Genomic DNA, 24,578 nt, shown 5'->3' on the forward strand with positions numbered 1-24,578 from the left:
AAATGTGGGAGCTGGCTTGCCTGCGATGGGGACACCACGGCGTACCTGATACACCGCGTCGATGCCATCGCAGGCAAGCCAGCTCCTACAGGGTTACTGGATTTCGTCGGGCTTGACGATCACCCAATTCTTGTCCGCCGTCACCGGCAAGCCTTCCTTGGCCTGGGCCGCGGCGTGCTTTGCGATCATGCCGTTGAGTTGGGTCATGTACTTGTCCTTGCGGTTGATCCACAAGTGAATGCCGCCCTTGGCCACGTCCACATCGTGGAACAGCATGTAGCCGTCGCTGGTGGGGGTGTCGCCGCCGACCAGTACCGGTTTTTTCCATTCATCGATGTAGGTGAGGATCGCCGCGTGCTTGCCTGCCATCCAGGTTGCCGGGGTCCACAGGTAGGGGGTCAGTTCCAGGCCCAGGTTGGCTTTTTCGTCATATTTGCCGGCGCTGATCTGCTTACGCGCGGTGGTCAACTCGCCGGTCTTGCGGTCCTTGAGCAGGGTGGTGACGCCAATGACGTTCTGCGGCTTGACGTTGTAGCCGTACTTGGGATCCGAAGCGACCATGCGCACCAGCTCTTCAGAGGCCGCCGTCATCACGTACACGTCGATGCCGTTTTCCATCAACTTGTTGTACAGCTCGGTCTGGCCGGTGAAGATTTTCGGTGGCTGCACCTCCATGTTCTTCACCACATCGCCTTCGAAGTAGGTGACCGGCACCGGCTTGCCGGAGGCCATCAGCTCATCGACGTAGCCCTTGAGTTCCTTGAGGGTGAAGCCAGAGAACACCTGGGCGACCCACGGGTAGCAGACCATGTCGTCCACTTCGCACAGGCGATAGTAGTAACTGAACAGACTTTCCTTATGGTCGGCGGTGTCTTTGAACGGCATAAGCTTGAGCGACGGGTCGAGACTGTCACGGGTGATCAGGCCCTTGTTTTCCATGTACGGCAGCAGCGACTCTTCAAGGTCGAAGCGGTAGCTGGTGTTGTCCATGTCGAATACCGCGTAGTTACCCTTGTTGGCGTTGGCGGTGATCATTTCATTCAGTTGCTTGGCGGCGGGTGCCGGCCAGTGTTTCAACTCGGTGGCGGCCATGACCTGGCTGGCAAGCCCCAGGCACAGCGCGGCGGCAAACAGTCTCGGCGCGAGCTTCATGTGCGTTTTCTCCCTGAGTGAAAAGCACCAACGCTAACAAATCTGTATGACAGCCCCCGCCACACGCACGACCGACGGCGTCCTGATCCCGTCACCCACTTACACAGGAGCGTCAACGCCTTATTCCAAAAACGACAGTCGCCATTCCATAACGGTATTAAATCAATATATTTCAAGCTGTTAGGATTTCCGGTTCGCAGTCGCACGCTCATGCGATTGGCAGTCCTTTACCTGGAGCTTCAATGAATCTGCCGCTGATTCTCAACCTGTTGGTGTTCCTCGCATTATTGCTGGGCCTGGCACAAACCCGCCGTACTAACTGGAGCCTGGCCAAAAAGGTGTTGTTCGCCTTGGTCCTGGGCGTTGCCTTCGGTGTGGCCCTGCATACGATCTACGGCGCAGGCCACCCGGTGCTCAAAGCCTCGATCGGCTGGTTCGACCTGGTCGGCAACGGTTATGTGCAACTGTTGCAGATGATCGTGATCCCGCTGGTGTTCGCCTCGATCCTCAGCGCCGTAGCTCGCCTGCATAACGCCGCATCCCTGGGCAAAATCAGCTTCCTGACCATTGGCACGCTGCTGTTCACCACCGCCATTGCGGCGCTGATCGGTATCGGCCTGACCAACCTGTTCGGCCTTACCGCCGAAGGCCTGGTGGCCGGCACTCAGGAACTGGCGCGCCTGCAAGTGATCCAGAGTGATTACGCAGGCAAGGTCGCCGACCTGAATATCCCGCAGTTGCTGCTGTCGTTCATCCCGCAGAACCCGTTTGCCGACCTGGCCCGGGCCAAGCCGACGTCGATTATCAGCGTGGTGATCTTCGCCGCGTTCCTGGGCGTTGCCGCGCTGCAACTGCTCAAGGACGACGTGGAAAAAGGCCAGAAAGTGATCAACGCCATCGACACCCTGCAAGCCTGGGTGATGCGCCTGGTGCGCCTGGTGATGAAGCTGACCCCTTACGGCGTGCTGGCGTTGATGACCAAAGTGGTCGCCAGCTCCAACCTGCAAGACATCATCAAGCTCGGCAGCTTCGTGCTGGTTTCCTACCTGGCACTGGGGCTGATGTTTGTAGTCCACGGCCTGCTGCTGTCGCTGGCCGGGATCAACCCACTGCGCTTCTTCCGCAAGGTGTGGCCGGTACTGACCTTCGCGTTTACCAGTCGCTCCAGCGCAGCAAGCATCCCGTTGAGCATCGAAGCGCAAACCCGTCGCCTGGGCATCCCGCAGTCCATCGCCAGCTTCGCCGCCTCGTTTGGCGCGACGATTGGCCAGAACGGTTGCGCCGGCCTGTATCCGGCGATGTTGGCGGTGATGGTCGCGCCGACCGTGGGCATCAACCCGCTGGACCCACTGTGGATCGCAACATTGGTGGCGATTGTGACCTTGAGTTCAGCCGGCGTGGCCGGTGTGGGCGGCGGTGCGACGTTTGCCGCGCTGATCGTGCTACCGGCCATGGGCTTGCCGGTGGCGTTGGTGGCGTTGCTGATTTCCGTGGAGCCGCTGATCGACATGGGCCGCACGGCGTTGAACGTGAATGGTTCGATGACCGCCGGGGCGATTACCAGCCAGATCATGCAGCAGACCGATAAAGAGCTGCTCAATGCCGACGAGCATCCTGAGTTGGCGCAAGCCTAAAGCCCCCCCTGTGGAGAGGGGGCTTGTCCCCCGTTGGGCTGCGTAGCAGCCCCAATAAGGCATACCAAGGTGTGTCAGGTAGACCGCGAGGGCCTGGTTTTGGGGCTGCTTCGCAGCCCAGCGGGGGACAAGCCACCTTGCCACAGAGAGCTAGGCCTTTTCCCAGACTTCGAAGTTGTACGCCGGCTTGTCGCCTTCTGCCGGATTCTGCACATTCGACACCAGCTTCCACTGGTTCAAGTCAAACTCGGGAAACCACGCATCCCCCTGCGGGCTCAACGCAACCCGCGTCAGATACAGGCGATCCGCCTGCTCCAGGCCTTGCGCATACAGCTGCGCGCCGCCGATCAGCATCAGCTCATCCACACCCTGCTCCAGCGCCCAGGCTTCGGCCCGTTCAACCGCTGCGTCCAGTGAAGGAAAAACTTGCGCACCTTCAAGCTCAAGATCGGTCTGACGACTGACCACAATGTTCAGCCGCCCCGGCAACGGTCGGCCCAGGGAATCCCAGGTCTTGCGCCCCATGATGATCGGCTTGCCCAGGGTGGTGGCCTTGAAATATTTGAAATCCCCCGGCAAATGCCAGGGCATGCTGTTGTCGACGCCGATCACGCGGTTTTCACCGAGGGCTGCGATCAGGCTTAAAGGGAGAGTTTTTTTCATGGCAACGAGAATACCAGAGGCGCGGGCCAGGGGTTATGCTCCAGGCTCACTGACACAACAGGACCGCGCGTGACAGCACTGAACCCTCTGCAAAAACTGTGGCTGACGGAAACCGTGCGCCTGCGTGAAGAACACGCCGGCCCCCTGGAAGACCAGGAAGCCAATCGCCTGGCCCGCAGCAACGGCGGCGACCTGCCGACACGTATTCAAAACCGTGCACTGTGGCTGGCCGAGCGCGACGGCCTGAGCGCCGCCCTGCTGCACTGGTTGCAAGGTGCGCGGCTGGCGCTGATCGCGCTGATGGTGCTGGCCGTGGTCAGCGGTGCCGGCCTGGCCTTCGCCGCCCTGGGCAACGGCCTGGCCCCGGTCAATGTGTTCTGGGCCCTGGGCAGCCTGCTGGGCTTGAACCTGATCCTGCTGCTGAGCTGGGCCCTGGGCCTGGTGTTTGCCGGCGAGCACAGCGCCAGCCTCGGCCGCCTGTGGTTGTGGCTCAGCGAAAAATTCGCCCGTGATGCCAAGGCCGCGCAACTGGCGCCGGCGTTGTTGTTGCTGCTGCAACGCCACAAGCTCAACCGCTGGGCCGTGGGTGTGCTGGTCAATGGCCTGTGGCTGCTGGCGCTGTGCAGCGCGCTGGTGATCCTGCTGACATTGATGGCCACCCGGCGCTACGGGTTTGTCTGGGAAACCACCATCCTCGGCGCCGACACCTTTGTCAGCGTGACCCAGGCCCTGGGCAGCCTGCCCGCCCTGCTCGGCTTCAGCGTGCCGACCGTCGAGATGATCCGCGCCAGTGGCGACTCTGCCCTGAATATCGAAAGCGCCCGCCAAGCCTGGGCCGCCTGGCTGGTGGGCGTATTGCTGGTCTACGGCCTGCTGCCCCGACTGCTCCTCGCCTTGCTCTGCCTATGGCGCTGGCGACGCGGGCGTGCCGCCTTGGGCCTGGACCTCAACCTGCCCGGCTACAGCCACTTGCGCGAATCCTTGATGCCCAGCAGCGAACGCCTGGGTGTCAACGATGCAGCTCCAGAACAGTTGCATCACGTCAGCGGCGGCGCCAGCGAACTGCACAGCGATGGCGCCCTGCTGGTGGCCATCGAACTGGACGACCAACACCCCTGGCCGCCCAAACTACCGGCCACGGTCAAAAACGCCGGCATCCTCGACAGCCGCGAATCACGCCACAAGCTGCTGGAGCAACTGACCCGCTTCCCGCCCGCACGCCTGGTGATCGCCTGCGACCCACGCCGCTCGCCGGATCGTGGCAGCCTGGCACTGATCGGCGAACTGGCGCGCAGCGCCAGCGCCACCCGTGTCTGGCTGCTGCAAGCACCACCGGGCCAGGCGCTGGATGCCGAGCGCCTCGGCGATTGGCACACGGCCTTGCAGCAACTGGACCTGCCCTTCGCCGACTGCGCGCCACTCACCTGGCTGGAGACCGGTCATGACTAAACCCCTGAAACTGGCGGTGGTCGGCCACACCAACGTCGGCAAGACCTCGCTGCTGCGCACCCTGACCCGTGACGTGGGCTTTGGCGAAGTGTCCCACCGCCCCAGCACCACCCGGCATGTCGAAGGCGCGCGTTTGTCGGTCGACGGCCAAGCCTTGCTGGAGCTGTACGACACGCCAGGCCTGGAAGATGCCATCGCCTTGCTCGATTACCTTGAGCGCCTCGACCGACCGGGCGAACGCCTCGACGGCCCGGCTCGCCTCGCCCGTTTCCTGGAAGGCAGCGAAGCCCGTCAACGCTTCGAACAGGAAGCCAAGGTGTTGCGTCAGTTGCTGGCGTCCGACGCCGGTCTGTACGTGATCGACGCCCGGGAACCGGTGCTGGCCAAATACCGCGACGAGCTGCAAGTACTGGCCAGTTGCGGCAAGCCGCTACTGCCGGTGCTCAACTTTGTCAGCAGCAGCGACCACCGCGAGCCGGACTGGCGCGAAGCCCTGGCCCGCCTGGGCCTGCACGCACTGGTGCGCTTTGACAGCGTGGCGCCCCCCGAAGATGGCGAGCGACGGCTGTATGAAAGCCTGGCCCTGTTGCTGGAAAGCTCACGACCACAACTGGAACGGCTGATTCTTGATCAGGAGGCTCAACGCCAGGCGCGCCAGCAAAGCGCCGCACGCCTGATCGCCGAGCTGCTGATCGACTGCGCCGCATGCCGGCGCAGTGTGGTCACCGAGGATGAACAGCAAGCCATCAGCGATCTGCGCAAAGCCGTACGCCAGCGCGAACAACGTTGCGTCGAAGCCCTGCTCAAGTTGTTCGGCTTCCGCCCGCAGGACGCTGCGGCCAGCGACCTGCCGTTGCTGGACGGGCGTTGGGGCGATGATTTGTTCAACCCCGAAACCCTCAAGCAACTGGGGGTACGGGTCGGCGGCGGGATTGCGGCGGGGGCGGCGGCCGGTGCCGGTGTGGACTTGCTGGTCGGCGGCCTGACCCTGGGCGCCGCCGCCCTCGCCGGAGCGATTGCCGGCGGCGCACTGCAAACCGCGCGCAGCTACGGCAGCCGCCTGCTGGGCAAGATCAAGGGCCAGCGTGAGCTGACGGTGGATGACAGCGTGCTGCGCCTGCTGGCCCTGCGCCAACGGCAATTGCTCAAGGCCCTGGCCCTGCGCGGGCACGCGGCGATGCACAGCATCAAGGTCGACACCCCGCAGGACAAGACCTGGCGTGAAGGCAGACTGCCGGACGCCCTGCACAAGGCCCGCGCCCATCCGCAATGGTCGTCGCTCAACCCTCACCCAAGGTTAAGCCAGGCCGAACGTCAGGAACAGATCGAAGCCCTGGCCCAGCGCCTGGACGAGGCTTAAGCCGCCAGCAATTGCCGGGCCTTGGCCTTCAGCACCTCAAGGTCCAGCACCGGCACGTGCATGTCCTTGGCCTGCTCATCCCAGTGGCGCATGCGCAGGCTCACCGCGCACAGCGGGTCCTGCTCGAACGCCAGGGCCTCATCGGCCGTCATCACCCCACCCTGGTAGCCCAAGGTGCGGCGGCTGGCCTCGCTCAAGCGATGGTAATAGTCCGGCTGGCTGAAGGTCAGGTAGCGCTTGGCCTGTACGTGATATTCCACCAGTTTCGCCAGGCGCTCGCTGAAGCCGGCGCGCCGCAGATAGTCGGCGCCCAGGCGTTCATGGCTGACTACGCCGTAGCCGCCCATGTTCGCGCCACCCTGGCCGCAGATATGCCCGATGTCGTGGAAGAACGCCGCCAGCACCACTTCATCGTCGAAGCCCTCGGCCATCGCCAGTTGTGCGGCCTGGGACATATGCTCGATCTGCGACACCGGCTCGCCGATGTAGTCGGCGGCGCCATGCTGTTCGTACAGGCCGAAGACTTCGGCGACTACCTGCTCAGCGTTCATCACGCCTCCCCCCACAGTTCAGTGATATTGCGCTCGGCCATCGCCGGCCCCACGCTCATGCCTACGCCCGTATGCATCAAGGCCACGCGCACGCCATCTGCAGCGCGCAGGAACGAAAACGGCCCCGGCCCCCGGGAACCATAGACGCCCTGCCAGCGTTCCACGACCTGAATCTGGCAGCCCAGGGTCTGTTCTGCCAACTCGATCATCCAGTTGTCCACCTGTTCGGCATTGAATGGCGACGGATCGCTGCCGTAATGGTGGGAGTCGCCGATGATCAACTCGCCATGGGGCGTCGGGCTGATCAACAGGTGGATGCCATGTTCATCCAGGTGCGGCGTGTCGCGCAGGATCTGTGCCTGCACGGCGGCGGCTTGCGGCAAGTCGGCGAAGGCGCCGTAGTGCACGCAGCTCAGGCCCGTGAGCAGCGCATGTTGCAGGTTCAAGTCGGCCTTGGGCCGCGCGCGCAGCATTTGCAACTGGCAGATTTGCGGTGTGAGTTGGGCGATCTGCTCGGCCAGCAGGGTCTGATAGTCGTGGCCGGAGCAGACAATGATCTGCTCGCCGCGAAAGCTGCCGGCGGTGGTGTGCAGTTGGCCGGGCTCGATGTCGCGTACCAGGGTGGAGAAGTGAAACTCTACCTTGAGTTCGCGGCGCAGGTAGTCGATCAGCGCCGGCAGCGCCTCACGGGAATACAGCTGCTGATCGTCGAGGCCGTGCAGCGCAGCGCGATGATGGCGGAACTGGCCGCCGTACAGATCATTCATGGCGGCGCCTTGCAGCAGGTTGACGCGGTAGCCGTGCGCCTTGGCGCGACCGGCGCAAAAGGCTTGCAGCAAATGCTCTTCGGCTTCGGTGCGGGCAAACAGGTAAGAGCCATTGCGCTTGAGTTGCAGGTTCGCCAGTTGTGCCCACTGGCCCCAGATCTCGCGGCTTTGCCGGGCCAGGTCGAGCATCTGCCCAGGCGGTTGACCGGTAACCAGGGCCTGGCCGAAGTTACGCACCGAGGCACCCAGGGGCGTGGCCGTGCGTTCGAAGACCCTGACCTTGAGCCCGCGCTTGGCGGCGGCGTAGGCGTGGGACAGGCCGAGGATACCGGCGCCGACGATCAGCAAATCACTGTGGTGTGTCATGGTGTTCGCCCCCTGTAGGAGCGAGCTTGCTCGCGAAGAACTTGAGGGCGCAGCGTGGATTCTGACGGCCCGCGTTATCGTTCACGTTCTTCGCGAGCAAGCTCGCTCCTACAGTTTTAGAAACGGTTGAAGTTATTGTTTTTCCGACTTGCCGTCATAGCGCTTGCGCCATTCAGTCAGGATGTTGTCGCGGTTTTTCGAGGCCCAGGCAAAGTCGTTCTTGATCAGGCGCTGCTCGTAGTCCGCCGGCAATTCGGTCTGCGGCTTGGCGATTCCCGGCTGGGCCAGGACGGCAAAGTTTTCCTTGTACAGCTCCATCGCCGCCGGGCTTGCAGAGAAGTCGGCGAGTTTCTGCGCCGCTTCCTGGTGGGCGGTGCCCTTGATCACCGCAGTGGCTTCAATGTCCCAGCCCAGGCCTTCCTTGGGCAAGACGATATCCAGCGGCGCGCCCTGGCGCTTCAACTGCACGGCCGGGTATTCGAAGGAGATACCGATCGGGAATTCGCCGGACGCCGCCAACTTGCACGGCTTGGAGCCGGAGTGCACGTACTGCCCGATGTTCTGGTGCAGGTCATCCATGTACTGCCAGCCCTGCTTCTCGCCGAAGGTCTGCAGCCAGGCGCTGACGTCGAGGAACCCGGTGCCGGACGACGCCGGGTTCGGCATGACGATCTTGCCTTTGTATTCCGGCTTGGTCAGGTCCTGCCAACTGATCGGCTTGCTCAGGCCCTGTTTTTCGGCTTCGACGGTGTTAAAGCAGATGGTCGCGGCCCATACGTCCATGCCGACCCAGGCCGGTGGGTTGGCGGCGTCGCGGTAGTTCTTGCCAATCTTGTCCAGGTCCTTTGGCGCGTAGCTTTGCAGCATGCCTTGCTGATCGAGGATCGCCAGGCTGGAAGCCGCCAGGCCCCACACCGCATCGGCTTGCGGGCGGGCTTTTTCCGCCAGCAGCTTGGCGGTGATGATGCCGGTGGAGTCCCGCACCCACTTGATCTCGACATCCGGGTTGGCCGCTTCGAAGGCTTTTTTGTAGGTCTTCAATTGCTCGGCTTCAAGGGCCGTGTACACGGTCAACTCGGTCTTGGCAGCAAAGGCATTCAGGCTGAACGCGGTGAGCACAGCAGCGGCGAGGGCCAGGGGCTTGAACATGGTGCGTTTCCTTGTGTGGGGCAGGGTTATTGACCGGGCGCGGTTTGGCGCCAGGCCTGGGAGCGGCGCAACAAGCCGCGTGAGGCCCACGCCAGCAGCAGCGAGACGCCGGCTGAAGTGAACAGAATCAGGGTCGACATGGCCGCCGCGCCGCCAACGTTGCCGGCGTCGTCCATGTTCAACACGGCGACTGCGGCGAGGATGGTGTCGGGGCTGTAGAGAAAGATCGCCGCCGACACAGTGGTCATCGCCGAGACAAACAGGTAGCGCAGGATGTCCAACAGCGCCGGCAGGCAAATCGGCACGGTGACCCGCAGATAGTGGCGGTACAACGGCGCCTTGAGCGACAGCGCGGCGGCTTCGAACTCGGCGTCGAGTTGGCGCAGGGCGGTGGTGGCGGTCATCTGCGCGGTGGTCAAATAGTGCGCAATGGTGCACACCACCAGCAGCGTCATGGTCCCGTAGAGCACATGCAGCGGGTTGCCGTTGAGGTTGAAAAAGAACACATAGCCCAGGCCCAGCACCAAGCCCGGCACTGCCATCGGCACAAAACTGAGCATGCGCAACGCCAGGTTGAGGCCTTTTTGCCCTTTGGTCTTTTCCATCAGGTAAGCGCCGGTGAAGATCAGCACACTGCCGATCAGTGCGGTGCAGATCGCCATGGTCAAACTGTTGCGATAGGCCAGCCAGCCGCCGCCAGCGGTGTCGTTGAACTGGTAATGGTTGAGCGACAGCGACAGGTTGTACGGCCAGAATTTCACCAGCGACGAATACACCGCCATACCGAACACCAACAGCAGCACCGCGCAGATCAGCAGCACAATCGCCAGGTAGCAGCCATCGCGCAGGCGCGACGGCGCCGGCTGGAACACTTGGGCGCGGCCACTCATGGAGTCGCCGTGGCGCCGGCGCAGCCAGGTATCCACCGCAAAACTGAGCAGCGCCGGCAGCAGCAACACCATGCCGATCAAGGCGCCGCGACCGAACTGCTGCTGGCCGACCACCGCCTTGTAGGCTTCCAGCGCCAGTACTTGATAGTCGCCGCCCACCACCACGGGCACGCCGAAGTCGGTGATGGTCAGGGTGAACACCAGGCAGAACGCGGCAAACACAGCCTGGCGCGTCGCCGGCCAGGTGATGCTGCGAAACGCCCGCGCCGGGCTGGCGCCCATGCTTGAGGCAGCATCGAACAGCCGCGCATCCGCCAAAGACAGCGCCGACAGCAGGATCATCAGGGCATGGGGAAAGGTGTAGATCACCTCACCGAGGACAATGCCCCAGAAGCCGTAGATGTTGTCTGACAGCAGGCCGCGCAACATGCCCTGGTTGCCGAACAGATACACCAGGGCGATGCCCGGCAACATCGAGGGCGCCATCAGCGGCAGCAATGACAAGCCACGCCAGAGCGTCTTGCCGGGGATCAGCGTGCGTTGCAGGGCGTAGGCAAACAGGTAGGCCAGGGGTACGACGATGGCCGCAACGCTCAGGGAAACCTTCAGGCTGTTGCCCAGCAGCCAATGGAAGTTGGCGCTGGTCAGCAACTCGCGCGCCGCCACCAGCCCGCCGCCCTGGCCGTCTTCGGCGCTGAAGCCGCGCCAGAAGATCGCCAGCAACGGCAGCAGCACGGCGATGCCCAACAGGCACAGCAACAGCACCTTGCCGCCCACTACAAAGATGCGGTCGCCGATTTCGGCACGGGAAACCTGGCGAGCCACGCGGCCGGGTACCGGCAGGGTCATATCGGCGGCCATCTCAGGCAAACACCTGCAGGCTGCGCGGCGGCAGTGCAACCCAGATATCCTGGGCGCCCAGGCGCGGCATGGCTTCCGGCGCCAGTTCGGCGAGCAGCGGATGGCCGGGCAACTGGTCCAGTTCAAAGCTCATGCGGCAACGGTTGCCGAGGAAGGTGATCTCGCGGACCTTGGCCGGGAACAGGTTTTCTTCGTGTACCGGCGGGTTGACGCTGATTGCTTCCGGCCGGCAGAACAGGCGGCCCGACGCGGCCTTGCCGCTGTCTTCGGCCAGGCGCACGTTCATCCCGCCGACCTGGGCGTGGCTGGCGCTGTTGCGGCTGAACGGCAGCCAGTTGCCCTGGCCGACAAACTCGGCCACGAACGGCGTGGCCGGGCGATCATAAATCTCTTGAGGAGTGGCGTATTGCTCGACCTTGCCGTTGTTCATCACGGCGATGCGGTCGGCCATCAGCATGGCCTCGTCCTGGTTGTGGGTGACCATCAAGGTGGTGATGCCCAGGCGGCGTTGCAGTTGGCGCAGTTCGGTACACAGGTGCTCACGCACCCGGGCGTCAAGGGCTGACATGGGTTCGTCCAGCAGCAACAGCGACGGGGCCGGCGCCAGGGCACGGGCCAGGGCGACCCGTTGTTGCTGACCACCGGACAGTTGGCCGGGGTATTTCTTTTCGCTGCCGGTCAGGCCGACCAGCTCCAGCATCTGCGCCACGCGCTTGCGCACTTCATCGCGGCCGCTACCGGTCAGGCCGTAGCCGATATTGGCCTCGACGCTGAGGTTGGGAAACAACGCGTAGGACTGGAACAGAATGCCGTAGTCCCGCGCCTGCGGTGCCAGTAGGGAAACATCGCGATCACCCAGGTACAGCTCGCCGCTGTCCTGGCGCTCCAGGCCGGCGATGCAGCGCAGCAAGGTGGTCTTGCCGCAGCCCGAGGGGCCGAGCAGGCACACCAGCTCACCGGCGGCGACGTCCAGGGACACATGGTCCAGGGCGGTAAAGGCGCCGAAGCGCTTCTGGATACCACGCACCTTCATCGGCGCGCCGGGGTTGAGCTGGGCTGTGTTCATGGTGGCACCTCATCAAACTGATGAAGGCCATGCTAGGGAGCAAATGCGTCCCTGGTGTGGCAGGAAGGCAAAAGCGGGTGATAGTGGTATTGGTGGATTTGGGTAGGGTTGTGGCGTTGTGGTGACTGGCCTGGCGTTATCGCGGGCAAGCCCGCTCCACATTTGGGGCTGTGAATACATGCAAATGTGGGAGCTGGCTTGCCTGCGATGGCGATTTCAAAGCCATCCACCTTTTCAGAGTGGCGACATTTCCTGCGCCAACCCCAGAAACGCCGCCGGCAACCGCGCACCTTTGCGCTCCTTGAGGCAATACAGATACTCCGGGATCTGCGGCGCATTCTCGATGGTCAGCACCCGCAGTTGCGGGTCATGGGGCACTTCCTGGCGGGCAATGATGCTGATGCCGATATTGCGCAGCACCGCCTCGCGAATCGACTCGCGGCTGCCGATCTCCAGCAGTGGCCCATAGCTTACGCCAGCGCCATCGAGCATCTCTTCGGTCAGGCGCCGGGTGGTGGAACCCGCTTCGCGCATCAACAGGGTGTGCCCCACCAACGCACTGAGTGGCACATGTTCCAGCGCGGCCAACGGGTGATTGCGATGCACCGCCAGCACCAGCGGGTCAGTGCCCAGCACCCGGCGGATCAGGCGGGGGTCTTCCAGCAGTTGCGAGGACGCGGCGACATCCACCCGGTAATCATCCAGCGCTTCGAGCACCTGCTGGGAATTGCCGATTTCCACCGCCACTTCCACGTGGGGCAAGCGTTCGCGAAAGGTCTTCACCAAGTCGAGGATGTAGTAAGGCGCGGTCGCGGCGATCCGCAAGGTGCCCTGGACCTGACCGCTGTTGCGCAGGAAAAACTCGATATCCGCTTCCTGCTGCAACAGCGCCTTGACCATCGGCAACAGCCGCGCGCCCTCGTCGCTGACGGTGAGGCGCCGGCCACCGCGATAGAACAGCTCAACCGAGTACTGGCTTTCCAGGTGGCGGATCTGGGTGGTCACCGTGGGTTGGCTCAGGCCGAGTTTCTTCGCCGCCTGGGTAATGCTGCCCAGGCGGGCAACCATGTAAAACGCCTTCAGCTCGGCACTCAGCACACCACCCTCTCATCGACTATTTGCGCAACAGGCGCAGACCATTGAACACCACCAGCAGGCTGACGCCCATGTCGGCGAACACCGCCATCCACATGGTGGCCATGCCCAGGAAGGTCACTGCCAGGAAGATCGCCTTGATCACCAGCGCCAGGGCGATGTTCTGCTTGAGGATACTCGACGTTTGTCGCGACAAACGTATGAATGCCGGAATCTTGCGCAAATCGTCGTCCATCAGCGCTACGTCGGCGGTTTCGATGGCGGTGTCGGTGCCTGCGGCGGCCATGGCAAAGCCAATCTCCGCGCGGGCCAGGGCCGGGGCGTCGTTGATACCGTCGCCGACCATGCCAACCCGGTGGTTTTTGCCGTACAGATCCTCGATGGCTTTGAGCTTGTCAGTGGGCAGCAGGTCGCCTTGAGCCTGGTCGATACCCACCTGGGCGGCAATCGCCTGGGCGGTGTGGGTGTTGTCGCCGGTGAGCATCAGGGTCTTGATGCCAAGCTCGTGCAACTGCTCGATGGCTTCGCGGCTGCTGTCCTTGACCGTGTCGGCCACGGCGAACAGCGCCAGCGGGCCGGACTTGTCGAGCAGCAGCACCACGGACTTGCCTTGTTTTTCCAGGGCGAAGAGTTTTTCTTCAAGGGCTGGCGAGCACAGGCCCAGTTCTTCCACCAGGCGGTGGTTGCCCAGGTGATAGACCTCGCCGTTGATCTCGCCACGTACCCCGCGCCCAGCCAGGGCCTCGAAGTTATCCACAGCGAGCAGCGCCAGGTTTTTATCCACAGCCGCGTTGGCGATGGCCAGCGACACCGGGTGGTCGGAGCGCCCGGCCAGGCTCGCGGCCAGGGCCGGGGCGTTGTCTTGGGTGGACAGCGCCAGGTAGTCGGTCTGTACCGGCTTGCCATGGGTGATGGTGCCGGTCTTGTCCAGGGCCAGGTAGTCCAGTTTGTAGCCGGCCTCCAGGTACACGCCGCCTTTGATCAGGATGCCTTTGCGCGCGGCCGCGGCCAGGCCACTGACGATGGTCACCGGAGTGGAAATCACCAGGGCGCATGGGCAGGCGACCACCAGCAGCACCAGCGCACGGTAGATCCAGTCGAACCATACCCCGCCCATGAACAGCGGCGGAATCAATGCCACGCCCAAGGCAAACAGGAATACCGCCGGGGTGTAGATTTTCGAGAAGCTGTCGACAAAGCGCTGGGTCGGCGCCCGTGAGCCCTGGGCCTGCTCCACCGCATGGATGATGCGCGCCAGGGTGGAGTTGTTGGCGGCGGCGGTCACCCGGTATTCCAGGGAACCGGCCTGGTTGATGGTGCCGGCGAAAACTTTATCGCCCACGGTCTTCTCGATCGGCAGACTTTCGCCGGTGATCGGCGCCTGGTCGATGGTGGACTGGCCCGCGGTGACTTCCCCGTCCAGGCCAATGCGCTCACCGGGACGTACCCGCACGATGGCGCCCAGTTCAATGACTTTGACTTCCTGTTCGACCCAACTACCGTCAGCCTGGCGCACCGTGGCCTGTTCCGGTGTCATCTGCATCAGGCCGCTGATCGCGTTGCGCGCGCGGTCCAGGGACTTGGCCTCGATCAATTCGGCCACGGTAAACAGGAACATCACCATCGCGGCTTCCGGCCACTGGCCGATCAGGATCGCACCGGTCACGGCGATGCTCATCAGCGCGTTGATGTTCAGGTTGAGGTTCTTCAGGGCAATCCAGCCCTTTTTATAGGTAGTGAGGCCGCCGCTGAGGATCGACACCAGCGCCACCAGCGCCACCACCCAGGTCGGTGCAGCGTTGGTGAAATGGATCACCTCCGCTGCCAGCGCACCCACGCCGGACAGGGCCAGCGGCCACCAGGGTTTCTTGGCAGCAGGCTCGGCGGCAGGCGCACCCTCTTCGATCGGATCGGCCTGCATGCCCAGGGATTTGATGGCCTCGATGATCGGCGCGGTGCTCGGCAAATCGTGGGTCACGCCGAGGATGCGGTTGATCAGGTTGAACTCCAGTTGCTGCACACCGGCCAGCTTGCCCAGCTTGTTCTGGATCAGCGTCTGCTCGGTGGGGCAGTCCATGGCTTCGATGCGGAAAGTGCTCAGCCGCGCGTTGGCGCTGGGCGCTTCAGTCAACGTCACCAGAGAGGGCGCAGCCGCGCCGGAACAGCAGGAGCCGCCATGATCGTGCTTTTGCACAGGCTGCAGTTTTTCGCCGTGATCATCATCGTGATCGTGGTCATGCTTATGGGGGGTGTGAATGGAATCGCTCATTGTCTCGCGTCCGTGAAGGTGCCTGTTGCCAAGTAAAGACCCTGTAGCCACTATAGGGTCAAGCACCCTTTTGGAGATTGCTGCAATGAAGATCGGCGAACTGGCAAAACTGACCGACTGCCCGGTGGAAACCATCCGCTATTACGAGAAGGAAGGTCTGCTGCCGCCCCCGGCGCGCAGTGAGGGCAACTACCGGCTGTACACCCAGGCGCACACCGAGCGCCTGACCTTTATTCGCAACTGCCGCAGCCTGGACATGACCCTGGAAGAGATCCGCAGCCTGCTGGGCCTGCGCGACAGCCCCCAGGACCAGTGTGAAAGCGTCAATGCGCTGATCGACGAGCACATCCATCACGTCAAGGCGCGGATTGATGGGTTGTTGGCCCTGCAGGAACAATTGATCGACCTGCGCCAGCGCTGTGGCGAAGGGCCGGAGATTGACCAGTGCGGGATTTTGCAGCGGTTGGAGGTCAGTGGGAGTGTGGCGGCCAGTGAGGCGGAGCATTCACATGTGGGTAGAAGCCACGGCCACTAACTAATGTGAACGCCAACCAAATGTGGGAGCGGGCTTGCCCGCGATAGCGGTGGACCAGTCAATTAAGATGTCGACTGATACACCGCTATCGCGGGCAAGCCCGCTCCCACACTTTTTTGACCGCGTTTAGATCAGACCGCCATCGGCGCCGTCATCGGCGCATGGTGCTCATAGCCTTCGAGCGAGAAGTCGCCCGGTTCGATCAATTCCAGCCACTCCGGCTGGTACACCCCAGTCTTGGCAAACTCCGGCACACGCTCGCTGATCACCAGCTTCGGCGCGGCGAATGGCTCGCGCTTGAGCTGTTCGTTGAGCATGTCCAGGTGGTTTTCGTAGACGTGCGCATCACCGATGAAATAGGTGAACCAGCGCGGCGTGTAGCCAGTCAGGCGGCCGATCAGGCTCAGCAGCGCGGCGCCTTCGGTGAGGTTGAACGGCGTGCCCAGGCCCAGGTCGTTGGAGCGGATGTAGAGGGTCAGGGAAATCTCCTTGGTCTCGACATTCGGGTGGAACTGGTACAGCAGGTGGCACGGCGGCAAGGCCATTTCATCGAGCTGGGCGCAGTTCCAGCCGTGGAACAGGATGCGCCGGCTGCCCGGGTCCTTGATGATGGTGTCGACACACTGGCGGATCTGGTCGATGGCCTTGTACAGCACCACGTAGGCCTGGCCATCTTCCTCGCCTTCGGCGATCTGGCGATAGCCCTGGGCCAGGGTCTGCTCGATAGCGGCCTGGTTGCTCAACGGGATCTGCTTGTACGCCGGCCACTTGCGCCATTGCACGCCGTAGATCTCGCCCAGGTCGTCCTCGCCCTGGCGGAACGGGTTGGCCAGCCACTGCGCGTTTTCGTTGGCGTTCTGGTCCCACACCTTGCAGCCCAGGGCGCGGAATTCGGCGGCGTTGTTCACCCCGCGCAAAAAGCCGCACATCTCGCCAATCGCCGACTTGAAGGCCATTTTGCGGGTGGTGATGGCCGGAAAACCTTCCTGCAGGTCAAAGCGCAACATCGCACCAGGGAAGCTGATGGTGTTCACGCCCGTGCGGTTGGCCTGCTTGGTGCCGTTGTTGATGACGTGGGAAACCAGCTCGAGATATTGCTTCATGACTTTACCTGTATCGGTGAAGCCGAGGCCCTCAGGCCTCGGCGTTCGAATTTATAGCGCGGCGTTCTTGATCGCCTGCGGGCGATTGTAAGCCCACCAGAGCATGCCCAGGCCTGCGAGGATCATTGGGATGCTCAGCACCTGGCCCATGGTCAGCCAGCCAAACGCCAGGTAGCCCAGTTGCGCATCCGGCACCCGCACGAACTCGACGATAAAGCGGAAGATCCCGTAGAACAGGGCGAACATCCCGGAAACCGCCATGGTCGGGCGCGGCTTGCGCGAGAAGATGTAGAGGATCAGGAACAGCGCCACGCCTTCCAGGGCGAACTGGTACAGCTGCGACGGGTGGCGCGGCAGTTGCGCCGGGTCGCTGAAGGGTGGGAACACCATCGCCCACGGCACGTCGGTCGGTTTGCCCCACAATTCGGCATTGATGAAGTTACCGATACGCCCGGCACCCAGGCCAATCGGCACCATCGGCGCGACGAAGTCCATCAACTGGAAGAATGACTTGCCGTTGCGCCGGCCAAACCACCAGGCCGCGAGCATCACGCCGATAAAGCCGCCGTGGAACGCCATACCGCCCTTCCACACCTCGAAGATCAGGGTCGGGTTGGCCAGGTACGCGCTCAAGTCGTAGAACAGCACATAGCCCAGGCGGCCGCCGACTATCACCCCCATCGACATCCAGAACACCATGTCGGAGAGTTTCTCCTTGGTCCAGGTCGGGTCGAAGCGGTTCAGGCGCCGAGAAGCCAGCAGCCAGGCACCGCCGATGCCGATCAGGTACATCAACCCGTACCAGTGGATTTTCAGCGGACCGATGGCCAGGGCCACCGGGTCGATCTGCGGGTAAGGCAGCATTGCGACTCCTCGTTAAATCATTCGTTATTGCGCACGGACCATGCCGGTGGGCGATTAAGCCTGCGTTACAGCAGTTCGATCAAATGAAGAAGTTCGCCCCCACGCCAAGCAGCCTGGCATGTTAACGGATGGGAGGCATCTGGCCCAACTTCGATACGATGGATAGCCGGCGGTTCTATGGGTAGAGTGAACAAAACACAAAAGGATCGCCTTATGTGCCTGATTGTTTTCGCCTGGCGGCCGGGCCACGCCCAGCCCCTGATCGTCGCGGCCAACCGTGACGAGTTCTACGCCCGGCCCAGCCTGCCCCTGGCCCAGTGGCCGGATGCACCGCAGGTATATGCCGGCCGCGACCAGGAAGCGGGTGGCTCCTGGCTGGGGATCGGTGCCGATGGGCGGTTTGCCGCGCTGACCAACATCCGCGACCCGCACCAGCCACCGGCGCGCAAGTCCCGGGGCGAGTTGGTGGCGCGCTTTCTCAACGGTTCCCTACCGGTTGATGACTATTTAGCCGATGTTAACGGCAGATCGATTGAATATGCCGGGTTCAACCTGTTGATCGGCACGCGGGATGAGTTATGGCATTACAACGCCAATGAGTCGACGCCCACGCAACTGATGAACGGGATCTATGGGTTATCCAATGCCGGGCTGGACACGCCGTGGCCCAAACTGCTCAAGGCCAAGGCCGCGCTGGCCGAAGTGCTGGACGATCCCCATCCTGAAGCCCTGCTGGGGATTTTGAGCGACCCGCAGACCGCACCGTTTGCCGAGCTGCCGGATACCGGGGTGGGGCTCGCCACCGAGAGTTTGTTGTCGAGTGTGTTTATCGCCAGCCCCAGTTATGGAACACGGGCGAGTACCGCACTGATTGTGCATGCCGATGGGACGCGGCGGATGGTGGAACGTAGCTTCGGGCCCCATGGTGGACGACTCGGCGAGGTAGACATCAACCTGTAGGAGCAAGCTTGCTCGCGAAAAACCTGAGCGCGACACGTTTAATCAGCGGGTACGCGTTATCGTTGACGTTTTTCGCGAGCAAGCTCGCTCCTACAGGGTTTTGGTCGCCGTCGGATTGATCATCCGCGCCAACCCCAGGCTTTTCAGGGCCAACTGCAGCGAGCTGTGGATAACTTGCGGGTTGTCGATGGTCATCAACTCCGCCAACAGCTCCTTGGCCTTGCTCAGGTTGATCTGGCGCAGCATCCACTTGACCTTCGGCAGGTTGGTGGCGTTCATCGACAGGCTGTCAAAGCCCATGGCCATCAACAGCACCGCCGCTGCCGGATCACCGGCCATTTCCCCACAGATACTCACCGGCTTGCCTTCGGCATGGGCGTCGCGCACCACGTGTTGCAGGGCTTGCAGCACCGCCGGGTGCAGGTAGTCGTAGAGGTCGGCCACCCGTGGGTTGTTACGGTCCACGGCCAGCAGGTATTGGGTCAGGTCGTTGGAGCCCACCGACAGGAAGTCCACCTGCCGCGCCAGTTCCTTGGCCTGGTACACCGCTGCCGGAATTTCGATCATTACGCCAATCGGAGGCATCGGCACATCGGCGCCCTCGTCGCGCACTTCGCCCCAGGCCCGGTGGATCAGGTGCAGGGCCTCTTCCAGTTCGTGGGTGCCGGAGATCATCGGCAGGAGGATACGCAGGTTGTTCAGGCCTTCGCTGGCCTTGAGCATGGCGCGGGTCTGGACGAGGAAGATTTCGGGGTGGTCGAGGGTAACGCGGATGCCGCGCCAGCCAAGGAAGGGGTTGTCTTCCTTGATGGGGAAATAAGACAGTGACTTGTCGCCGCCGATGTCCAGGCTGCGCATCGTCACCGGTAGCGGATGGAAGGCGGACAGTTGCTCGCGATAGATCGCCAGCTGCTCCTTCTCGCTCGGGAAACGTTGGTTGATCATGAACGGCACTTCGGTGCGGTACAGGCCCACCCCTTCAGCGCCACGTTGTTGAGCACGCGCCACGTCCGCCAGCAGGCCAGTGTTGACCAGCAGCGGTACACGGTGGCCGTCGAGGGTCACGCAGGGCAGTTCGCGCAGGGCATCGAGACCCTGGGACAGCTGGCGCTCCTCCTCTACGACTTCGGCGTACTGCTTGCGCAGCAACTCGCTGGGGTTGGTGAAAACCTCGCCCCGGTGCCCGTCGACGATCATCGAGATGCCGTCAACCTTGGAATACGGCAGGTCCACCAGGCCCATTACCGTCGGGATACCCATGGCCCGGGCCAGGATCGCCACGTGGGAGTTGCCCGAACCCAATACCGAGACCAGGCCCACCAGTTTGCCTTCCGGCACTTCGCCGAGCATGGTGGCGGTCAGTTCTTCACTGATCAGGATGGTGTTGTCGGGGTACACCAGATTGGTGGTGCGGTCTTCCTGCAGGTAGGCCAGCAGGCGCCGGCCCAGGTCGCGCACATCCGAGGCGCGCTCGCGCAGGTAGGCGTCGTCCATCAGCTCGAAGCGGTTGACGTGATCGGTGACCACCTGGCGCAGCGCGCCCTGGGCCCACTGGCCGGTCTTGATCACGGTCTTGACTTCGTTACCCAGGGACGCGTCGTCGAGCATCATCTGGTACACGTCGAACAGCGCCCGTTCTTCGGGGCGCAACTGGGTGGCCAGTTTGGTCGACAGGTTGCGCATGTCGGCGCGCACCCCTTCCAGGGCGGTCTTGAACAGTTTGATTTCCGCATCGATGTCGTCGATGGACTTGTCCGGCACCACATCCAGGTCAGCCGGCGGCAGCATGACCACCGCAGTACCGACCGCAGCGCCCGGTGAACCCGGCACGCCAACGAACTTGGCCTCCTGGATGCCCTTGCCCTGGCGACCCAGGCCGCGAATCGAGCCGGTGGCCTCGGCATGGGCGATAACCCCGGCCAGCTGCGCGCTCATGGTCACGAGGAAGGCTTCTTCACCTTCATCGAACTGGCGGCGTTCTTTCTGTTGGATGACCAATACGCCGACAACGCGGCGGTGGTGGATGATCGGGGCGCCGAGGAAGGAGGCGTAACGTTCTTCGCCGGTTTCGGCAAAGTAGCGATAACGCGGGTGATCGGCCGCGTTCTCAAGGTTCAGGGGTTCTTCACGCGTCCCCACCAGGCCCACCAGACCTTCATTGGGCGCCATGCTGACCTTGCCGATGGAGCGCTTGTTCAAGCCCTCCGTGGCCATCAGCACAAAACGGTTGGTCTCGGGGTCCAGCAGGTAAACCGAGCAGACCTGGCTGCCCATGGCTTCCTTGACGCGCAACACAATAATCCCCAACGCCGCCTTGAGATCCTTGGCGGAGTTAACTTCCTGGACGATCTTGCGCAGCGTATTGAGCATGGCTCGGGGTCGAACTCCGTCGTCAGTCGCGCGCTAAAAGGCGCGGGGCAAGCTCTTTGAGAGCGCGACGATAAACCTCGCGCTTGAATGTCACCACCTGGCCCAACGGATACCAATAACTGACCCAGCGCCAGCCATCGAACTCCGGTTTACCGGTCAAATCCATCCGCACCCGCTGCTCGTTGGAGATCAGGCGCAGGAGAAACCACTTTTGCTTCTGGCCGATGCACAGTGGTTGGCTGTGGGTACGCACCAGGCGTTGCGGCAAACGATAGCGCAACCAGCCTCGGGTACAGGCGAGAATTTGCACATCTTCGCGTTCCAGGCCTACTTCTTCGTTCAACTCGCGGTACAAGGCGTCTTCAGGGGTTTCGTCGGGGTTGATCCCGCCCTGGGGAAACTGCCAGGCATCTTGGTTGATACGGCGAGCCCATAGCACCTGTCCGGCATCATTCGTAAGAATAATCCCGACATTTGGACGGAAACCATCGGGGTCGATCACGGCAACAACCTCGCAAACGCATGTCGCCGCATTGTTCCACAAAGCTTGTTGCAGCGGCAACGAGGCTGCTTACCTTATGTGCACTCTTGTGAAAAGACCGTATTCTGGACGCCTTTTTACAGACTTTTCAGCGAGTAACCGCAATGCGCCTGGCTTTATTCGACTTGGACAACACGCTTTTGGGCGGCGACAGTGACCACGCCTGGGGTGATTACCTGTGTGAGCGCGGCATCCTCGATGCCGTTGCCTACAAAACCCGCAACGACGAGTTCTACCAGGATTACCTGGCCGGCAAGCTGGACAACGCCGCGTACCTGAACTTCAGCCTGGAAATCCTCGGCAACACCGAGATGGCCCAACTCGACGAATGGCACCGCGACTTCATGCGCGACTGCATCGAACCGCTGATGCTGCCCAAGGCGGCTGAACTGCTGGCCAAACACCGCGCCGCCGGTGACACGCTGGTCATCATCACCGCCACCAACCGCTTTGTCACCGCGCCGATTGCCGCACGTTTGGGGGTTGAAACCCTGATCGCCACCGAGTGTGAGATGGCCGATGGCCGCTACACTGGGCGCAGCACGGATATTCCGTGCTTTCGCGAGGGCAAGGTGACGCGCTTGAATCGATGGCTGGAAGAGACCGGGTATAGCCTGGACGACAGCTATTTCTACAGCGATTCGATGAACGACCTGCCGTTGCTGGAGCAGGTGACTCACCCGGTGGCGGTGGATCCGGATGCGAATTTGCGGGCTGAGGCCCAGAAGCGTGGATGGCCGGTAATCAGCCTGCGCAGCTGATAACCCAAATCCCTGTAGGAGCGAGCTTGCTCGCGAAAAACCTAAGCGCGACACGTTTAATCAGCGGGTACGCGTTATCGTTGACGTTTTTCGCGAGCAAGCTCGCTCCTACAATGGTTTGACGAACGCTAGACCGGCTTGGCCCCCATCAACCCGGCAATCGCCACAAACCCCACCAGGCTGACAACCGCCAGGGCCAGGGTGAATTTCGCGCTGCCCGTACCGCCCAGGCGCAGGCGATTGAGGCGCACCACCAGCCAGAACCAGGCCAGCGCCGCGACGGTATAGATCACGCTGGAGCCCAGGATCCATGTCTGCCCCAATGGCCAGTCGATCAGGTGCACCAGCCACCAGCCGGTGAATGGCATGCTCACCAGGCTTACGCCCATCAACAACCACACAAACAGCCATGGCCGTTGCAATGTAATCGCCGGCCCGGCTGCGCGCTTGCGCCAGCTCAGCACCGCCAGGGCCAGGCCGCTGGCCAATAGCAGCACCGTTGCCACCATGTGGATGGTCTTGAGGGTTGTCAGATATTCCATGCTCTCGATTCCTTAAAGGCCGCCCAATCAGCGTAGTCGCTCAACCGAGGAACAGTTGATAGGCCGGGTTGTCACTTTCATCCCAATACGGGTAGCCAATGGCTTCCAGCGCCGCCGGCACCAGGTGCCGCTCGTTGGCTGGCACTTGCAGCCCAGCGACCACCCGACCGTCAGCCGCGCCGTGGTTGCGATAGTGGAACATCGAGATGTTCCAGCGACCGCCCAATTTGTTAAGAAAGTTGAACAAGGCTCCCGGACGTTCCGGGAATTCGAAACGGAACACCACTTCATTGCTGACATGCGCCGCATGCCCACCGACCATATGGCGGATATGCAGCTTGGCCAGCTCGTTCTCGGTCAGGTCCAGCACCGGGAAACCCTGCTCGGTCAGGCTCGCAATCAGTGCGCTGCGCGGGTCGTTTTCCGGATGGGTCTGCACCCCGACAAAAATGTGCGCCTCACTGCCGGAGTGGTAGCGGTAGTTGAATTCGGTGATCTGGCGCTTGCCCACGGCTTCGCAGAAGGCCTTGAAGCTGCCTGGGCGCTCGGGGATGGTCACGGCGATGATCGCTTCACGGCCTTCGCCCAACTCGGCGCGCTCGGCCACATGGCGCAGGCGGTCGAAGTTGACGTTGGCCCCGGAATCAATGGCAACAAAGGTCTGGCCGCTGACGCCACGGGTCTCCACGTACTTCTTGATCCCGGCCACGCCCAAGGCCCCTGCTGGCTCGGTGATGGAGCGGGTGTCGTCGTAGATATCCTTGATTGCCGCGCAGATTTCATCGGTGCTGACGGTGATCACTTCGTCGACATAGTCTTTGCAGATATCGAACGTGTGCTGGCCGATCTGCGCCACCGCCACGCCATCGGCAAAGATCCCCACGGCTGGCAGTACCACGCGTTCGCCCGCGGCCATGGCGGCTTGCAGGCAGTTGGAGTCGTCCGGCTCGACGCCGATGATCTTGATCTCCGGGCGCAGGTACTTCACGTACGCGGCGATGCCGGCAATCAGGCCTCCACCGCCCACCGGGACGAAAATCGCATCCAGCGGCCCTGGGTGCTGGCGCAGGATCTCCATCGCCACGGTGCCCTGCCCGGCAATGGTGTGCGGATCATCGTAGGGGTGAATGTAGACGTAGCCTTTTTCGTCGACCAGCTTCAGCGAATACGCCAGCGCTTCCGGGAAGGAGTCGCCATGCAGCACCACTTTGCCGCCACGGGAGCGTACGCCTTCAACCTTGATTTCCGGGGTGGTCTTGGGCATCACGATCGTGGCCTTGACCCCTAGCACCTTGGCCGCCAGGGCCAGGCCCTGGGCATGGTTGCCGGCCGAGGCAGTGACCACGCCACGCGCGCGTTCTTCAGCGGTCAGTTGGGTCAGCTTGTTGTAGGCACCGCGAATCTTGAAGGAAAACACCGGCTGCAAGTCTTCGCGCTTGAGCCAGACCTTGTTGCCCAGGCGCTCGGAGAGCTGGCGGGCGGTCTGCAACGGGGTTTCCACGGCAACGTCGTAAACGCGCGAGGTGAGGATCTTTTTGACGTACTGTTCGAGCATCGGAAAGCATCACTGGGCGGGTTGGGCAGGGCCGAGGAGTCTAACCCGCCTTTTGGCCGGACGACCACACGAATC

Annotated in this window: 21 protein-coding genes; 6 read left to right on the forward strand and 15 right to left on the reverse strand. The window is 62.6% G+C overall.

Annotated elements, in window-relative coordinates; translation table 11 throughout:
* Positions 1 to 93: 93 nt before the first annotated feature.
* The gene (locus HKK57_RS07525) at positions 94 to 1,152 is read right to left on the reverse strand and encodes a phosphorylcholine phosphatase (protein ID WP_029300603.1); all 1,059 of its coding nucleotides are present in this window, start codon (positions 1,150 to 1,152) and stop codon (positions 94 to 96) included.
* 242 nt (positions 1,153 to 1,394) lie between these two features.
* Here HKK57_RS07525 and HKK57_RS07530 point away from each other — a divergent pair, with 242 nt between their 5' ends.
* Positions 1,395 to 2,786, forward strand: a complete 1,392-nt coding sequence (locus HKK57_RS07530) for an L-cystine transporter (RefSeq protein ID WP_104911137.1) — start codon at positions 1,395 to 1,397, stop codon at positions 2,784 to 2,786.
* Positions 2,787 to 2,936: 150 nt separating this feature from the next.
* Here the strand turns inward: HKK57_RS07530 and HKK57_RS07535 are convergent, their stop codons facing one another.
* Positions 2,937 to 3,449, reverse strand: coding sequence for a dihydrofolate reductase (locus HKK57_RS07535; RefSeq protein ID WP_169389989.1), 513 nt, complete (start codon positions 3,447 to 3,449; stop codon positions 2,937 to 2,939).
* A gap of 69 nt (positions 3,450 to 3,518) precedes the next feature.
* Between HKK57_RS07535 and HKK57_RS07540 the strand changes: the two genes are divergently transcribed.
* Entirely contained in the window at positions 3,519 to 4,898 is a 1,380-nt protein-coding gene (locus HKK57_RS07540; RefSeq protein ID WP_169389990.1) for a DUF2868 domain-containing protein, read from the forward strand.
* Positions 4,891 to 6,258: a GTPase/DUF3482 domain-containing protein gene (locus HKK57_RS07545; protein ID WP_169389991.1), complete on the forward strand. Its 1,368-nt coding sequence runs from the start codon at positions 4,891 to 4,893 to the stop codon at positions 6,256 to 6,258. Before HKK57_RS07540 ends, HKK57_RS07545 begins: the two co-directional genes overlap by 8 nt.
* On the opposite strand, the gene HKK57_RS07550 is transcribed toward HKK57_RS07545, so the two are convergent.
* From HKK57_RS07550 to HKK57_RS07580, 7 genes are all read right to left on the reverse strand, one after another.
* Entirely contained in the window at positions 6,255 to 6,809 is a 555-nt protein-coding gene (locus HKK57_RS07550; RefSeq protein ID WP_104911140.1) for a phosphonate degradation HD-domain oxygenase, read from the reverse strand. The genes HKK57_RS07545 and HKK57_RS07550 overlap by 4 nt on opposite strands.
* Complete coding sequence (locus tag HKK57_RS07555; protein ID WP_070993988.1) at positions 6,809 to 7,942, reverse strand: TIGR03364 family FAD-dependent oxidoreductase; 1,134 nt, start codon at positions 7,940 to 7,942, stop codon at positions 6,809 to 6,811. Before HKK57_RS07555 ends, HKK57_RS07550 begins: the two co-directional genes overlap by 1 nt.
* A 132-nt stretch (positions 7,943 to 8,074) precedes the next feature.
* Positions 8,075 to 9,091: a putative 2-aminoethylphosphonate ABC transporter substrate-binding protein gene (locus HKK57_RS07560; RefSeq protein WP_029289369.1), complete on the reverse strand. Its 1,017-nt coding sequence runs from the start codon at positions 9,089 to 9,091 to the stop codon at positions 8,075 to 8,077.
* 26 nt (positions 9,092 to 9,117) lie between these two features.
* Entirely contained in the window at positions 9,118 to 10,842 is a 1,725-nt protein-coding gene (locus HKK57_RS07565; protein WP_029289371.1) for a putative 2-aminoethylphosphonate ABC transporter permease subunit, read from the reverse strand.
* Position 10,843: 1 nt separating this feature from the next.
* On the reverse strand, positions 10,844 to 11,908 hold the full coding sequence (locus HKK57_RS07570; protein ID WP_029289373.1) for a putative 2-aminoethylphosphonate ABC transporter ATP-binding protein: 1,065 nt from the start codon (positions 11,906 to 11,908) through the stop codon (positions 10,844 to 10,846).
* 234 nt (positions 11,909 to 12,142) lie between these two features.
* Positions 12,143 to 13,006 carry a LysR family transcriptional regulator gene (locus tag HKK57_RS07575; RefSeq protein ID WP_029289375.1) on the reverse strand — a complete coding sequence of 288 codons (864 nt, stop codon included), beginning with the start codon at positions 13,004 to 13,006 and terminating at the stop codon, positions 12,143 to 12,145.
* A gap of 16 nt (positions 13,007 to 13,022) precedes the next feature.
* Positions 13,023 to 15,272, reverse strand: a complete 2,250-nt coding sequence (locus HKK57_RS07580) for a heavy metal translocating P-type ATPase (RefSeq protein ID WP_169389992.1) — start codon at positions 15,270 to 15,272, stop codon at positions 13,023 to 13,025.
* Between the two features lie 85 nt (positions 15,273 to 15,357).
* Between HKK57_RS07580 and cadR the strand changes: the two genes are divergently transcribed.
* Positions 15,358 to 15,807, forward strand: a complete 450-nt coding sequence (gene cadR / locus HKK57_RS07585) for a Cd(II)/Pb(II)-responsive transcriptional regulator (RefSeq protein WP_029289380.1) — start codon at positions 15,358 to 15,360, stop codon at positions 15,805 to 15,807.
* A 131-nt stretch (positions 15,808 to 15,938) separates the two neighbouring features.
* Here the strand turns inward: cadR and HKK57_RS07590 are convergent, their stop codons facing one another.
* Both HKK57_RS07590 and lgt read right to left on the reverse strand, forming a co-directional pair.
* Positions 15,939 to 16,910 (reverse strand): thymidylate synthase, encoded by a 972-nt coding sequence (locus HKK57_RS07590; protein WP_029289382.1) that lies wholly within the window; start codon positions 16,908 to 16,910, stop codon positions 15,939 to 15,941.
* A 51-nt stretch (positions 16,911 to 16,961) separates the two neighbouring features.
* The gene (gene lgt / locus HKK57_RS07595) at positions 16,962 to 17,774 is read right to left on the reverse strand and encodes a prolipoprotein diacylglyceryl transferase (protein WP_070993991.1); all 813 of its coding nucleotides are present in this window, start codon (positions 17,772 to 17,774) and stop codon (positions 16,962 to 16,964) included.
* Between the two features lie 213 nt (positions 17,775 to 17,987).
* On the opposite strand from lgt, the gene HKK57_RS07600 reads away from it, so the two are divergent.
* Entirely contained in the window at positions 17,988 to 18,734 is a 747-nt protein-coding gene (locus HKK57_RS07600) for an NRDE family protein (RefSeq protein WP_070993992.1), read from the forward strand.
* A gap of 90 nt (positions 18,735 to 18,824) precedes the next feature.
* Here the strand turns inward: HKK57_RS07600 and ptsP are convergent, their stop codons facing one another.
* Together ptsP and HKK57_RS07610 are read right to left on the reverse strand one after the other, a co-directional pair.
* Complete coding sequence (gene ptsP, locus HKK57_RS07605) at positions 18,825 to 21,104, reverse strand: phosphoenolpyruvate--protein phosphotransferase (RefSeq protein WP_029289388.1); 2,280 nt, start codon at positions 21,102 to 21,104, stop codon at positions 18,825 to 18,827.
* A gap of 22 nt (positions 21,105 to 21,126) precedes the next feature.
* Complete coding sequence (locus tag HKK57_RS07610; protein WP_003176750.1) at positions 21,127 to 21,606, reverse strand: RNA pyrophosphohydrolase; 480 nt, start codon at positions 21,604 to 21,606, stop codon at positions 21,127 to 21,129.
* A gap of 143 nt (positions 21,607 to 21,749) precedes the next feature.
* On the opposite strand from HKK57_RS07610, the gene HKK57_RS07615 reads away from it, so the two are divergent.
* A complete protein-coding gene (locus HKK57_RS07615; RefSeq protein ID WP_169389993.1) occupies positions 21,750 to 22,406 on the forward strand; it encodes an HAD family hydrolase in 657 nt (218 codons plus the stop codon).
* 128 nt (positions 22,407 to 22,534) lie between these two features.
* Here HKK57_RS07615 and HKK57_RS07620 read toward each other — a convergent pair whose 3' ends face one another.
* Both HKK57_RS07620 and ilvA read right to left on the reverse strand, forming a co-directional pair.
* Positions 22,535 to 22,948: a DUF2269 family protein gene (locus tag HKK57_RS07620; RefSeq protein WP_169389994.1), complete on the reverse strand. Its 414-nt coding sequence runs from the start codon at positions 22,946 to 22,948 to the stop codon at positions 22,535 to 22,537.
* Positions 22,949 to 22,988: 40 nt separating this feature from the next.
* Entirely contained in the window at positions 22,989 to 24,503 is a 1,515-nt protein-coding gene (ilvA, locus tag HKK57_RS07625; RefSeq protein ID WP_029289404.1) for a threonine ammonia-lyase, biosynthetic, read from the reverse strand.
* Between the last annotated feature and the right edge of the window lie 75 nt (positions 24,504 to 24,578).

It is taken from the genome of Pseudomonas sp. ADAK21 (assembly GCF_012935735.1).
GTDB lineage: Bacteria > Pseudomonadota > Gammaproteobacteria > Pseudomonadales > Pseudomonadaceae > Aquipseudomonas > Aquipseudomonas proteolytica.